Genomic DNA, 14498 nt, shown 5'->3' with positions numbered 1-14498 from the left:
TCCGTTATTTTCAGTGGAGAGCGAAGATTATCTGGTCGGTTCGAGGGTACGTGCTTTCACGAATATACTCGTCCAAAGATTCGAATCCTGCGCCGTTCTAACCAACACCACCAAGCCAACTGTGGGAGCGAGCCTGCTCGCGAAGGCGTCGTGTCAGTCAAATAATGCACGACTGATCCACCGCTTTCGCGAGCAGGCTCGCTCCCACATTTGAATCTCGCGTTGGGTCTTATAGCAAACTCCACGAAACCCCAACATAAACCCCCATCCCTTCACCCGGGGTCGACCGCGCGGCATCCAGACCTTTGTCGTCATACCCCGGCGTGACCGTTGCCGCGTAGCGTTTGCCGGTCAGGTTGCGCATGTCGACCCAGCCTTGCCAGTCGCCCTTCGGCGCGTTGTAGCCCAGGGTGGCGCCGAACAGGGCGTAAGGGTCGGCGTAGTAGCTGTTGGCGTAGTCCACGGCAACTTTGGACACCAATTGTGTGTTCACGGCGGCGAAGAAGCCCTGCGGCCAGTCGTAACGCAGTTCGCCCTGGTAATAATGCATCGGCAGGCCCGGCAGGCGGTTGTCGCCGAAGCGTTCGTCGTCGCGGTAGTGGAAGTCGCTGAAGGTGTAGGCCTGGCGCAAGCTCAGCTGGCGGCCGTCGGCGGCGGTCCAGAGTTTGCTGTTGAGGCTGGCCTCGATGCCTTGGTGCACGGTCGGGCTGGCGTTGAGTTCGTAGGGCGTGACGGCGTTGGCGTCCGGCAGTACCGAGAGCAGTTCGTGACGAACTTGCGCGTAGTACCAGGCCAGGCTCCATTCGCCCAAATGGCTGTCGCCACGGCCACCGATTTCCAGAGTGGTTGCAGTCTGGTTTTGCAGTTCGACCGGGTCGCGCTGGGTGCCGGTGGCGGCGCCATTGCCGGCAGGGAAGCGCACGTTGGAGCTGTAGATCAGCGACCACGGGTGCGGTGCTTCGACGGAGCGGCTGAGGTTGCCGAACACTTGCACGTCGGGGGTGATCAGATAGCGCAGGCCGATGCGCGGTGCATAGTCCCAGTCGCTGAGACTGGTTTTGCCGCCGCCCTGCGGATAGGTCACGGCGCTTTCGCGGCGGGTGTAGATCGCGGCGAGGCCGGTGGTCAGCCAGAGGTCGTCGGCGATTTCCAGGTCGTTACCGAAATGCAGGACGGTATCCGAACCCTGATAGGTGAAATTACGCATCCGCGTGCCGGGGGCATAGCTGGCGGTGTTGCCACTCGGAATGCGCACGAACTCGCTGGCGCCATCGTTGGGCAGGTGCTTGGTCACGCGCAGGCCGACATTGCTGCGGCTTTCCATGCCGAACAGGGTGTCGCGGCGCTTGTAGTCGAAGGTGCCGCTGACGTCGGTATAAGCCACTTTCAACCGGTTCGGGCCTTCGCGCAAATCCATCGGGTAGTCGTGGTAGACGAGGCCGGTCTGGATGCTCGAATCGTCGTCGAGGTAGAACGTGGTCTTGTTGCCGATGAAGGTGCTGCCGGGCTGCTTGCGGCTGTCATCGCGGGCCACATACGCCGGGTTGGCGGCCCGTGGGCTGTGTTCGATGGAATGCTTGGTCACGCGACCGGCGAGGTCGTTGTCGGTTTCGCGATAGCGGAAATAGAAGCGGGTTTCCAGATTCGGGTTGAAGCGATAGCCGAAGTTGGCGATCAGGCCTTTGCTCTCGCTGGCGGTGTGGTCCTGATAGCCGTCGGCATTGGCATCGGTCAGCGACACGTAGTAATCGAAATCCCCCAGCACTTGCCCGGAGCTGACCTGGCGCTGCTGATAGCCATGGCTGCCGGTGGCGTAACGCACTTGCAGCTTTGGCGCGGTGTAACCGGTGTGACTGACGTAATCGATAGCGCCGCCCAGCGCCAGCGAGCCGCGATCGAAACCGTTGGCGCCGCGCAGCACTTCGACATGGTCGACCCACAACGGCTCGAGCAATTCATACGGTGTGCCGCCGGGGCCGGTGAGGGGCAAGCCATCCAGCATCGTGTAGAGCCCCGAGGCGTGGGCGCCGGGTGCGCGGTTGATGCCTGAACCGCGGATGGAGATCTTCACACCTTCGTTGCCCGCCGATTGGGCATACACGCCCGGCTGATAGGCCAGTACATCCTGATTGCTGGCAACGCGGCCCTGCAACGGCTGGCGCATGTCGACCACGTTGGTGCCGCCGGGAACCTGCTGAAGGCGTTCCCGCGCTTCTTCGACCGCTGCATCGCTGCCACTGCGCTCATTTGCCGAAATCAGCACTTGCCCCAGCTCCAGACCTTGGGTCTCGGCCATCGCCGGGCAGGCCAGGGTCAGACCGAGCAGGGCAGTGGGCAATGATTTGGACGACGGCATCGAAAAAACTCCAGCAAACAGGGGATCGGGCAATGAACAGTGCGACGTCGGAACAACCTCAGGAAACACATGGCGACAGGGCTTTTTTGCCCGGCAATGGCAAACAACCCGGCGTGAACTAACCTCACGGATCAGGCCCTTCGGGTCAATAAACAAATTCAGCGGGCTGTTGAAGCGTGAGGACAGGTTCATGGCGAAAGACAAGAAGAAACCTGCGAAGGCAATCGAACGCCCACGCTTGAAAAACAAGGACTATCTCCAACAGCTGCGCAAACTGCACATTGAACTGGTCAAGCTGCAGGAGTGGGTCATCGCCAAAGGTGTCAAGGTGTGTATTGTTTTCGAAGGCCGCGACGGTGCGGGCAAGGGCGGGGTGATCAAGGCGATTACGGAACGCGTCAGCCCACGGGTCTTCCGGGTGATGGCACTGCCGGCGCCAACAGATCGTGAGAAGAGCCAGATGCATGTGCAGCGCTATCTGCCGCATTTGCCGGCGGGCGGTGAGGTGGTGATCTTCGACCGCAGTTGGTACAACCGCGCCGGCGTCGAACGGGTCATGGGCTTTTGCACGGAAGAACAGGCTGACAAGTTTCTCAAATCGATCCCTTGGGTGGAGAACGCTATCGTCGATTCGGGGGTGATCCTGCTCAAGTACTGGCTTGAGGTTAGTCCTGAGGAACAGACCCGCCGGCTAGAAGCGCGGATCAATGACGGGCGCAAGACCTGGAAATTGACACCAATGGATCTGAAATCCTACAGCCGCTGGTATGACTACTCACGGGCGCGGGACGAGATGTTCAAGCATACCGATACCGATTGGGCGCCGTGGAGGGTTGCCGACTCCAATGACAAGCGTCGTGCGCGGCTGAACATCATCACTGATCTGCTCAGTCGCATCCCCTATGAGGAGGTGGAGCGCGACAAGGTCGAGTTGCCGAAACGGCAGAAGCCGGGCAAGTATCGGGAGCCGGATTATCCGTATAAGCGGGTGGCGGAGCGGTTTTGACATTTGCGGGGTTTTTGGGGGCTTGGCGGCCTTTGGGCCGGCCATGCTCTGGGGGTTTTGGGTGAATATCCGTTTTTGCGGTGTTGCGGCTGGCGGTTTCGCCCTTACGGCGAGTCACCTTTTTCAGACGCCAAAAAGGTAACCCAAAAGGCTTGCTCCTGCGTTCGGCCCTCGCAGGCTCGGGTTCCTTCGCTCCGGGACTGATCCGGGCGCAGCGGCTCCGGTTTGCTTCGCTGCACCTCCTTCCGCTGTGTTCGACTTCGTCGAACGGTCGCTGCGCTCCCACGCCCGGATCAATCCCTCCACTCAGCCTTCCGACGTCGCCGGTGGATCAAAAGCAAGATCAAAAGCACTCGAGCTTGCGCTCATTGTTGAGTGGGGCGGCTTCGCCGCGGGCAGCTGCGCTGCTTTGCTTTTGCTTTTGTGGGAGCGAGCCTGCTCGCGAAGGCGGCCTGACAGCCGACCTGTTCTCGAGGTGGTACGCGATCCAACTGTAGGAGCTGCCGAAGGCTGCGATCTTTTGATTTTGCTTTTCTGTGGGAGTGAGCCCGCTCGCGATGACGGAGGGACATTCAAATTTAATTTGACAGATATATCGCTATCGCGAGCAGGGTCTCTCTCACAAGGTTTTGCGCATCACCCGTCCATCCGTCGTCTGCCCTGAACCTCTGTCGCGCTGATTTTTCTACCGGGTAAGTCCTCAGGAGATACCCATATGTTCGATCAGCAAAAGAAGGCATCACTGGCGGCATGGCGCAGGATGGCGGAGCAGGCCGAGGGCGATCTGGATCCGGAACAGCAGTATGACGAGTTGCTCAAGGCTGCGGATCAGATGGAGGAGCAGGGCCTGATCACCAGTGCCGAATGGCGCCAATTGGTGCGTGACGCCGGCAACGTTTTCACCCTGAACGAGGAACAGCCACAGCGCTGACAGCTGCCATCGGAGGAGATCCCATGCTCAGTTATCTGTTTATCGGCGCCAACGATGTCGAGCGTTCGGCGGCTTTTTACAAGGCGATCCTTACGCCGCTTGGCTACCGGCATGATCGCGAAGAACACTACTGTTTTTACCTGCCCGATTGCGTCGACAAATCCAATGGCCCCGGCAGTGTGCACATCTCGAAACCGTTCAATGGTGAGCCGGCGACACCCGGCAACGGCATGATGCCGGCGTTTCGCGCCGACTCGCGGCACAGGGTTGATCAGGTGCACAAGGCCGGGCTCGACAGTGGCGGCAGCGACGAAGGCCCGCCGGGCACTCGCGAGGCCTATACGCCGGACTTTTACGTGGCCTATCTGCGCGATCCTGAAGGCAACAAGCTTGCTGTGTTCTACAGCGGCTGATGGATGGAGCCTGTTGATTCGGCCCTGATGGCCGCCCGCACCCAGTTCGCGATCACGATCAGCTTCCACATCGTGCTGGCGGCGTTCAGCATCGGTCTGGCGAATTTCCTCATGGTGCTGGAAGCGTTGTGGTTGAGGACCGGGCGCCAGGTTTATCTGGATGTCTATCGCTACTGGCTCAAGGTGTTTGCGCTGAATGTCGCAGTGGGCACGGCGTCGGGATTGATTCTGGAATATCAGTTCGGTCTCAACTGGTCGCGGCTGTCGGTGCAGGCCGGTGATGTCCTCGGTCCGCTGATGTTCTATGAAGTGATGGCGGCGTTTTTCATCGAAGCGGGATTTCTCGGCATCATGCTGTTCGGCCTGAAGAAGGTCGGCCCGCGTTTGCACTTTTTTGCAACGTGTGCGGTGGCGGTGGGCTCGCTGATCAGCGCGTTCTGGATTCTTTCTGCCAATTCGTGGATGCAAACCCCGGCCGGCTATTCGATTGGCGCGGACGGGCGTTTCCTCGCCGAGGATTGGTGGGCAATCATCTTCAATCCTTCGTTTCCCTATCGCCTGGCGCACATGCTGCTCGCCGTGTTCATCGGCAGCGCGACGCTGATTGCCGGGATCAGTGCCTGGCAATTGCGCAAGGCCCCGAAAAACCCGCGTGCTCGCCTGCAATTCTCCATGGCGCTGTGGGTGATTGCGCTGCTGATGCCGGTGCAGATTGTCGTCGGCGATTTGCATGGGCGACACAGCTTGCAAGCCCAGCCGCAGAAAGTCGCGGCAATCGAAGCTTCATGGACGCGCCCGGCTCAAGGGGCAGGGGAGCCACTGCGCCTGTTCGCATGGCCGGATATGGACGAGCGGCGCAACCATTGGGAAGTCGCCATTCCACGCATCGGCTCCCTCTACCTGCAGCATGACCTGACCAGCACCATCGCCGCGCTTGATGAATTTCCGGCTGAGGACATCCCGCCCGTGGCGCCGGTGTTTTTCGCGTTCCGGCTGATGGTCGGGCTGGGACTGCTGATGCTTGGGCAGGGTGTGGTCAGCCTGATCCTGCGCCGACGTAATCGCCTGTACACGGCGCGTCGCTGGCTGGGCGCGTGCGTGCTGCTGGCGCCGGCCGGATTTCTGGCGATGCTCAGCGGCTGGGTCGTCACCGAAGTGGGGCGACAGCCGTTTACCGTTTACGGATTGCTGCGCACGGCGGACAGCCTGTCATCGGTGTCCAGGGCTCAAGTGGTCGGCTCGACCTGGTTGATTCTACTGTTTTATCTGCTGATCTTCGGCATCGGTCTGTGGGTGTTGCTGCGCCTGTTGCGCGAGCCGCCTCAGGAGGATCAACCCGGGCCGCAGCCCACGCTTGCCGACGAAACCGGGCATTGAGGAGTCGCAGAAATGGACACCGACTGGCTGACGCTGTTGTGCGCTGCCGCATTGGCGTTCTCGGTGATGAACTACGTGGTGCTCGACGGCACCGATCTGGGCGTCGGCATGCTCATGGGCCTCACGCCTTGCAGCAAGCAGCGCAGGGCTATGGCGGTGTCGATTCTGCCGGTGTGGGACGCCAACGAAACCTGGCTGGTGCTCGGCGGCGGCGGGCTGCTGGCGTTGTTTCCGCTGGCGTATGCGATCTTGCTGCCGGCCTTGTACGTGCCGTTTATCGTGATGTTCCTCGCCTTGATCGCGCGGGCCATGGCGCTGGAGTTTCGCGATTACGCATCGAACGAGCGACGCAAGCGCATCGTCGACGGCGTGTTGGCCCTGGCTTCGCTGCTGACCGGGTTTGTCCAGGGCATGGTGCTCGGCACCCTCGTGAAAGGCGTTGCCCATCAAGGCGGTCAGTACATTGGCGATGGCCGCGACTGGCTGAATCCGTTCCCTGTGTTTTGCGGTTTGGTGCTGGTGCTCGGTTACGTCTGGCTGGGGACGTGCTGGCTGTACTGGCGCACCCTTGATGAACTGCAGCAGCACTCGGCGCGAGAGGCCCGCGTGCTGTCGCTGGTCGTTGTGGCGTTATTGCTGGTGCTGATCGCATGGACGGCGACGTTGCAGCCGCAATACGCCCGGCGGCTTGCCGATATTCGGCTGTGGTTGCCGGCAGGGCTTATCCTTGGTGCTCTAGGATGGGTATTCAGCAAAGGTTTTCACAGCCGCTTCGACTTCATCCCGCTGTTCGCCGCACTGGGCATTTTCGTCTTGGCTTTTGCGGTGATGCTGGTCGCGCTATTTCCTTTCATCATTCCGCCGGATCTGACCTTGAGCGAAGCAGCCTCAAGCCCCAACAGCCAGATCTTCATGCTGGTCGGATTCGCCGTGCTGATCCCCATCACGCTGGCCTACAACACCTTCGGTTTCCGCGTGTTCAGCGGCAAGGTGCGCGTTGCCAACGATGGTTGAGATTCACGTTACCCGACCTTTTTTGCTCACCAGCGACAGGCGCGAAGCTCGTAGCAGATCAGCAAAAGCCGTCTTGTCGATCGGCCGACTCATGAAATAACCCTGCACCTCGTTGCATTGATCCTTGCCGAGAATCGCCAGTTGCTCCTCGGTCTCGACGCCCTCGGCCGTCACCGTCAGCCCCATGGCCTTGCCCAAGCCAATGATCGCCTGCACCACGGCACGATCGTTGGTGCCGCTGCTGATCGAGGCGATAAAGCGTTTGTCGATCTTGATCCCGTCGAACGGATAGGCGCGCAGATAACCGAGCGACGAATAACCGGTGCCGAAGTCGTCCATGTTCAGGCGTACGCCGAGCTCCTTGAGCTGGTTCATGGTGGTCAGCGCGCCATCGGTGTCGTTGAGCATCACGTTCTCGGTGATCTCCAGTTCCAGGCGGCTGGCCGGGAAACGCGTTTCCACCAGCACTTCGCGAACATCCTCGACGACATCGCTGAGGGCGAACTGCGCAGGCGAGAGGTTGACCGACAGCAGAATGTCATGGGGCCATTCCAGCGCGGTTTCGCAGGCTTCGCGCAGCACCCAGCGGCCCAGCGGTACGATCAGGTCGGTCTGCTCGGCCAGCGGAATGAACACGTCCGGCCCGAGCAGGCCCTGGGTCGGATGCTGCCAGCGCACCAGCGCCTCCACCGAAACGATGTGCTTGCCATCGACCTTGTAGCGCGGCTGATAGTGCAGGACGAATTCGTTGTGCTTGAGCGCATGGCGCAGGTCATCTTCCATTTGCCGGCGCGTCTGGATCTGATCGCTCATGTGCGCTTCGAAATAGCACCAGGTGTTCTTGCCGTCGGATTTGGCCTGATACAGCGCGATGTCGGCGTAGCGGATCAGATCGCTGGCGACGAAACCGTGCCGACGACTCAGGGCGATGCCGATGCTGGCGCCGATGTGCAGCGGATGCTGTTCGTAGAGGATCGGCTGATGCAGGCTGCCGATCAGCCGTGTGCAGAATTTGTCGATCTCGTTATGGCTGTCCATGCCATTGAGCACCACGACGAATTCATCACCACCGAGGCGGGCGACGAGGTCATGTTCGCGGGTGCATTCGCGCAGGCGCGTTGCGACTTCCTGAAGAACCGCGTCACCGGCAGGATGGCCGAGGGAATCATTGATCGGTTTGAAGTTGTCCAGATCAATCATCAGCAGCGACAGCGGTGGCGAATGTTCCTTCAACACCAAGACCTCGTCGAGATAACGCGCCAGTTTGTTGCGGTTGGGCAGACCGGTCAGGGCGTCATGCATCGACAGGTGCTGGATCTGCGCATGGGCGGCGACTTCGTCGGTGATATCGCTGGCAGTGCCGCGATAGCCGACGACGCTGTCCTTGTCGAAAATCGGCCGCGCCGAGAGCCGGCAGTGGCGTGGCTGCCCGGAGTGATCGCGATAAGTGCAGCGCAAATCGCCGGCGCTGTTTTCTTCGCTGAGTTTGCGCAGCCACAGCTCCAGTGGCGTGGTGTCGCAAGTCAGTAATTCGCCGATGTCCTGGCCCAGCCACAGGGCTTGCGGGTAGCCGGTGACTTCGCTGAAGCGCGCCGACAGATAGGTCAGCGCCAACTGATCATCAACTTCCCAGATCCAGTCCGACGCCGCTTCGGCCACGGCGCGAAAGCGTTCCTCACTGGCTTCGAGGGCATGATTGGCGGCTTCCAGTGCCTGATTCGACGCCTGCATCGCATGGATACTGTTATCGACGTATTGCGAAGAGCGCAGGGCGTGGCGGAAAAAGTATGCCGTCAGCAGCATCAGCACCAGAAACGTCGCGCCGAGCGGCGGCACCAACGTCCACAACAATTGTTGACCGGGCCGTTGCAGGTCGGCGACCAGGCTGTAGCCGGTGCTGTCGAGCGGCACGCTTGGATGGCCTTTTTCAATGGTGTCGTCCGGAACCAGGGTCAGGTTCGTCAGGCCATAACCGCTGCCGATCTTGCGCAGTTTGGTCGGGGTCAGCTTGTCGACGAACACCAGCACCGAGGTGTTTCTCAATTCATCCAGCGGGCGCTCGTCGTTGGGAATGATCGCGGCAGCGGTGATCAGCGCCGGCCAGCCTTCGAACAATGAATAGCTACTGATCGGCTTGGTCAGATCAGGCTGGCTCAACACCTGCTCGACCAGTGCCGAGGCGGGCGCTTGCAGTACGCCGGATACGTCGGTTTCAACCATCTGCCCGCGAATCACCGCGTACTTGGTGCGCTTGCGATCGAGGACGAACACGCCGTCGTAGCCGTCGCTGGTGAACAGGGTCTTGCCCATGTTCTGTTCGGTATAGGCCCAATTGACGTCGATCGGCCCGCTCAAGGCCTCATAGGCGCGGGTCCAGTAGGCGTAACTGGTGATGTAGTTTTTCGATGCGGTGACGCGGTTTTCCACGGCGCGCACGGAATAGAACTGGTTCTGTTCCAGGTCTTTCGCGTCAAGGGAATTGGCAATGCCAAGCAGGGTGCTGATCGCGGCAATGACACCCGCAACAAACAGTGCGCCAACGGCGATGGCCAGGCGCCGGGTCACGGCGCGTTGCGGGGTGGGGATTGGCTGCGCAGGGAGAGTAACGGCCATGTGCTCGTCCTTGATCCGGTGTCTTCTGAATCTAGAACAATGGCGAGCGCACAATGTTCAGATTGTTGTTATTGGTATCGCCTGGATTTTTTCAAAGTGTAGCGAATCCGATGGAATTTCCAGAACCGCCGGCCAGCGGCGAATCCCGAAAGGGCGAGACTTCCCGCACAAAAACCGGATAATGGCCGCCATTCGTTTAGCCGTATTCTGGTAATCCCGCATGGAAATCAAGGTCAACTTTCTCGACAACCTTCGACTTGAAGCCAAGTTCGACGACTTCACGGTGATCGCCGATCAGCCCATCCGCTACAAGGGCGATGGCTCGGCACCGGGGCCGTTCGACTACTTCCTGGCGTCGTCGGCCTTGTGCGCGGCTTACTTCGTCAAGCTGTACTGCGACACGCGCAATATTCCGACAGAGAACATTCGCCTGTCGCAGAACAACATCGTCGACCCGGAAAACCGCTACAACCAGATCTTCAAGATTCAGGTCGAATTGCCCGCCGACATCTCGGACAAGGATCGCCAGGGCATCCTGCGTTCCATCGACCGCTGCACCGTGAAGAAGGTGGTGCAGACCGGCCCCGAGTTCATCATCGAAGAAGTCGACAACCTCGACGCCGATGCCCAGGCCTTGTTGATGCCGCAGTCCGATTCCCAGGCTGGCACCTACATCGCCGGCAAGGACCTGCCGCTGGAACAGACCATCGCCAACATGTCGAAGATCCTTGCCGACCTCGGCATGAAGATCGAAATCGCCTCGTGGCGCAACATCGTGCCCAACGTCTGGTCGCTGCACATTCGCGACGCGCATTCGCCGATGTGCTTCACCAACGGCAAGGGCGCGACCAAGGAAGGCGCACTGGCGTCGGCGCTGGGCGAGTTCATCGAGCGCCTCAATTGCAACTTCTTCTATAACGACCAGTTCTGGGGCGAAGACATCGCCAACGCCGAATTCGTCCATTACCCGGACGAGAAGTGGTTCAAGCCGGGTCCTAAGGACGAATTGCCAAGCGAGACTCTCGACGAATACACCCTCGGCATTTACAACCGCGACGGCGAACTGCGCGGCTCGCACCTGTACGACACCAACTCCGGCAACACCCAGCGTGGCATCTGCTCGCTGCCGTTCGTGCGCCAGTCGGACGGTGAAGTGGTGTACTTCCCGTCCAACCTGATCGAAAACCTCTACCTGAGCAACGGCATGAGCGCCGGCAACACCTTGGCCGAAGCGCAGGTGCAGTGCCTGTCGGAAATTTTCGAGCGCGCAGTCAAACGCGAAATTCTCGAAGGCGAAATGGCCCTGCCGGACGTACCGCAAGAGGTACTGGAGAAATACCCGAGCATCCTCGCCGGCATCAAAGGCCTGGAAGAGCAGGGTTTCCCGGTGCTGGTCAAGGACGCCTCGCTGGGCGGTGAATTCCCGGTGATGTGCGTGACCCTGATGAACCCGCGCACCGGCGGCGTCTTCGCCTCGTTTGGCGCGCACCCGAGCCTGGAAGTCGCGCTGGAACGCAGCCTGACCGAACTGCTTCAGGGCCGCAGCTTTGAAGGACTCAATGACTTGCCGCAGCCGACTTTCTCCGGGCAGGCAGTGACCGAGCCGAACAACTTTGTCGAGCACTTCATCGATTCCAGCGGTGTGGTGTCGTGGCGCTTCTTCAGCGCCAAGCCAGACTTCGAATTCGTCGAGTGGGACTTCTCGGGCCAAGGCGAAAACTCCAATGCCGAAGAAGCCGCGACGCTGTTCGGCATCCTCGAAGACATGGGCAAGGAAGTCTACATGGCGGTCTACGAGCACATCGGCGCCAAGGCCTGCCGCATTCTGGTGCCGGATTACTCGGAGATCTACCCGATCGAAGACCTGATCTGGGACAACACCAACAAAGCCCTGCAATTTCGCGCCGACATCCTCAACCTGCACAACCTCAGTAAGGTTGGCCTGCGCAATCTGGTCCAGGGCTTGGAACGCAGCGAGCAGGATGACTACACCGATATCACCACGCTGATCGGCATCGAGTTCGATGACAACACACCATGGGGCAAGCTGACGATTCTGGAACTGCGTCTGCTGATCTACCTCGCGCTGCAGAAGTTCGACGAGGCCAAGGATCTGGTCGAGGCGTTCCTGCAATACAACGACAACACCGTTGAGCGCGGCTTGTTCTATCAGGCTGTGAATGTGGTGCTGGAGATGGAGCTGGACGAGGATCTCGAGCTGGAAGACTACGAGGCCAACTTCCGTCGGATGTTTGGTGACGAGCGTATGGATGCGGCGATTGGCTCGGTGAATGGCAGTGTGCGTTTTTACGGTTTGACGCCGACGAGCATGAAGCTGGAAGGGCTGGATCGGCATTTGCGCTTGATCGAAAGCTATAAAAAGCTGCATGCGGCGCGGGCGGGTGTGGCGGCTTTGTCGCGTTGAAGAGCTGGCTCAGGACGTTTCGCTTTCGGCTTGAGTGTGGCTCCGAGGCTTGAACCGCAGCCCCTCACCCCAGCCCTCTCCCGAGGGAGAGGGAGCCGATTTGTGTGGTGTTCAAAACCTGCACTCGACTCGGTATCTCGGGCCGGCGTACTTCGCATGTACAACTCGGTCAGTTCCCTCTCCCTCCGGGAGAGGGCTAGGGTGAGAGGCTTTTCAGGATTTGAGTTCGACCCGGTTTCCCGGGTCGGCGTATCTGCACCAAACACCGCGGTCAGTTCCCTCTCCCTTTGGGAGAGGGCTAGGGTGAGGGACTTTTGCGGCCATGCGCCGTATCCGCCAACTGCCCTGTATCCACCCGCACAAACACCGAATCACCCACCGCTGTCAGCACTTCCCCCGCATACACTTCGCAAATCACCCGGGTCTTGCGCCCGACTTCGCCTTCGACCCGTGCGCGCAAGAGCAGCGGTACGCCCATCGGCGTTGGCTTGATGAACTTGATCCCAAGGTTACCGGTGACGCAGTCGATGCGCGGCAGGCTGCCGGCTTCGCGGTTTTCTGCGCGGTAGTGCCAGGCCATGGCGGTCCAGTTGGAGTGACAGTCGACGAGCATGGCGATCAGCCCGCCGTAAACCAGATCCGGCCAGCCGCAATATTGAGCTTCGGGCATATGCTCGGCGATGACGTGGCTGCCGTCCTCATCCCAACGACTTTTTACGTGCAGGCCTTGCGGATTGCGGCCGCCGCAGCCGTAACAAACGCCTTCGGGGGCGGCGAGGTCTTGCAGCGGGGTGTCGTGGCTGGACATGGCTGGGTTCATCCTGGAGTGGCGAGGCCGGACAGGCGCAAGCGGTTGCGGCCGCCGCGTTTGGACTCATAGAGCGCGGCATCGCCAAGCTCGATCAGCGCCGCGAGACTGGCCGGCGGTTTGTCGAACAGGGTTGCGCCGATGCTCAAAGTCACCGCGGCGGACGTGGGATAGGTGTGCGACGCCAAGGCCAGAAACTGTTCGCGCAAGGCATTGCCCAGTTCAAGGATAGCTTCGGCTGAGGCGTTGTTGAGCAGCATCAGAAACTCATCGCCACCCAGCCGCGCCGTCAGCGCATGGGGCGGCAGCTGGGCGCGGATCATCTCGCTCAGAGCAATCAGCAAGCGATCACCGGCGATATGCCCGTACTGGTCGTTGACCAGTTTGAAGTTGTCGATATCGATCAACAGCAACGCACCCGGTCTTTGCGCGGAGACACCGGCCAACAGGCGTGGCGTGCGTTTTTCCAGGGCCCGGCGGTTGTAGAGGGCAGTGAGTGGATCGCGCTCGGCGAGGCGGGCGATCTGCTTTTCCCGGCGATAACGCTCGGTGCCGGTCATCGACAGGGCGATCAACATGATCGCCATCGCGCCTTCGACCAGCGAGATCTGAATGATCTCGCCGCGAAACGCCGCCAGATCGATCAGCGTGCCGGGGATCACCACGGTCAGGGCCTTGGCCACATAAAAGATGCCGTGGCCGAGCAGCACATAACGCAGTTGCACCGCGCCAACGCTCAACGACTTGCCGTGCGGGCGCAGCAGCGAACTGGCCTTGAGGGTCGGGATCGCCACCAGCAGCGAGTTGGCCACCAGCATGGCCTTGGACCACAGCGGGCCGTCCGGCAACATCAACATGATCAGCCACGTCGCGAAAATCAGGTACCACGCCGGCGACAGTCGGGTCTGGGTGAAGCGCGCCACACCGAGCAGGAAAAAGAAGTGCGCGGTCACCAGCAGGCCGTTGGCGAACCAGATGCCCAGCAGCAGAAAACCGCTGCTGCGCAGCAGCGCGAGGGTGGAACCGATGGTGATGGTGGCGAAACCGGCGCTCCAGAACAGCAGCGAAGGCTCACGGATGCTGCGCCACTCGACCGCCAGGTACAGCGCGGCAGCGGCTGCGAGGGCGATCGTGATGGTCAGCATCGTTGGCGGGTCGAGCGGCATTTCCGGGCAAGCCTGTCTGTATGGCAATAGGCCTGCGATTGTAAGCGTTTGGTCAGGTTTTTCGCAGGGGGCGCGTTGCCGGGCAGACCACTGGCGCTTCAGCGGTCACTCTTGCGGGCTTAGCCAGGTGTCTACCACGCGGCGATCGAGCTCTTCCCAATAGGCCATGCCCAGCACTCGCGTGGTGTTGAGCCCGCGCAGGTAACCGCGCAGTTGCTGGGCAGTGTCGCGGATCACTTGCGCATCGCGGCTGTTTTTGTCCAGCAGGACGCTTTCGTACTGCATCAGGTATTCCGCCACGCGGTCGCGATATTCGGGCAGCACGGCGTCACGGATCAGATCAAACGTTCTCAAGGCGAGACCCTCATCATTTTTCTTGGATGTATCCA

Annotated in this window: 11 protein-coding genes; 6 read left to right on the top strand and 5 right to left on the bottom strand. The window is 60.5% G+C overall.

The genetic code is table 11. The features are described 5' to 3' along the window. Positions 1-229 precede the first annotated feature (229 nt). A complete protein-coding gene (locus ND528_RS00150; protein ID WP_263469294.1) occupies positions 230-2356 on the bottom strand; it encodes a TonB-dependent receptor family protein in 2127 nt (708 codons plus the stop codon). 190 nt (positions 2357-2546) lie between these two features. Here ND528_RS00150 and ppk2 point away from each other — a divergent pair, with 190 nt between their 5' ends. From ppk2 to cydB, 5 genes are all read left to right on the top strand, one after another. After that, positions 2547-3362: a polyphosphate kinase 2 gene (gene ppk2 / locus ND528_RS00145; protein WP_263469790.1), complete on the top strand. Its 816-nt coding sequence runs from the start codon at positions 2547-2549 to the stop codon at positions 3360-3362. A gap of 715 nt (positions 3363-4077) precedes the next feature. Next, positions 4078-4293 (top strand): hypothetical protein, encoded by a 216-nt coding sequence (locus ND528_RS00140; protein WP_016774424.1) that lies wholly within the window; start codon positions 4078-4080, stop codon positions 4291-4293. Between the two features lie 23 nt (positions 4294-4316). Then, positions 4317-4706 carry a VOC family protein gene (locus ND528_RS00135; RefSeq protein ID WP_263469293.1) on the top strand — a complete coding sequence of 130 codons (390 nt, stop codon included), beginning with the start codon at positions 4317-4319 and terminating at the stop codon, positions 4704-4706. Positions 4707-4733: 27 nt separating this feature from the next. Beyond that, complete coding sequence (locus ND528_RS00130) at positions 4734-6083, top strand: cytochrome ubiquinol oxidase subunit I (RefSeq protein ID WP_263469292.1); 1350 nt, start codon at positions 4734-4736, stop codon at positions 6081-6083. A gap of 12 nt (positions 6084-6095) precedes the next feature. Next, positions 6096-7097 (top strand): cytochrome d ubiquinol oxidase subunit II, encoded by a 1002-nt coding sequence (gene cydB / locus ND528_RS00125; protein ID WP_212616149.1) that lies wholly within the window; start codon positions 6096-6098, stop codon positions 7095-7097. Between the two features lie 3 nt (positions 7098-7100). On the opposite strand, the gene ND528_RS00120 is transcribed toward cydB, so the two are convergent. After that, positions 7101-9710 carry a bifunctional diguanylate cyclase/phosphodiesterase gene (locus tag ND528_RS00120; protein ID WP_263469291.1) on the bottom strand — a complete coding sequence of 870 codons (2610 nt, stop codon included), beginning with the start codon at positions 9708-9710 and terminating at the stop codon, positions 7101-7103. A 220-nt stretch (positions 9711-9930) separates the two neighbouring features. Here ND528_RS00120 and ND528_RS00115 point away from each other — a divergent pair, with 220 nt between their 5' ends. Then, entirely contained in the window at positions 9931-12135 is a 2205-nt protein-coding gene (locus tag ND528_RS00115) for an OsmC domain/YcaO domain-containing protein (RefSeq protein ID WP_212616151.1), read from the top strand. A 298-nt stretch (positions 12136-12433) separates the two neighbouring features. Here ND528_RS00115 and ND528_RS00110 read toward each other — a convergent pair whose 3' ends face one another. The 3 genes from ND528_RS00110 to ND528_RS00100 form a co-directional block, all read right to left on the bottom strand. Further along, entirely contained in the window at positions 12434-12943 is a 510-nt protein-coding gene (locus ND528_RS00110; RefSeq protein ID WP_263469289.1) for a PaaI family thioesterase, read from the bottom strand. An 8-nt stretch (positions 12944-12951) separates the two neighbouring features. Then, positions 12952-14109 (bottom strand): GGDEF domain-containing protein, encoded by a 1158-nt coding sequence (locus ND528_RS00105; protein ID WP_073474876.1) that lies wholly within the window; start codon positions 14107-14109, stop codon positions 12952-12954. Between the two features lie 105 nt (positions 14110-14214). Next, on the bottom strand, positions 14215-14463 hold the full coding sequence (locus ND528_RS00100) for a hypothetical protein (RefSeq protein WP_122699173.1): 249 nt from the start codon (positions 14461-14463) through the stop codon (positions 14215-14217). Positions 14464-14498: the final 35 nt, after the last annotated feature.

Origin of the sequence: Pseudomonas mercuritolerans, assembly GCF_025706525.1 — a bacterium.
GTDB classification, from domain to species: domain Bacteria; phylum Pseudomonadota; class Gammaproteobacteria; order Pseudomonadales; family Pseudomonadaceae; genus Aquipseudomonas; species Aquipseudomonas mercuritolerans.
The sequence above is the reverse complement of the archived record's forward strand: the minus strand, read 5'-3'. Positions and strand labels throughout refer to the sequence as shown.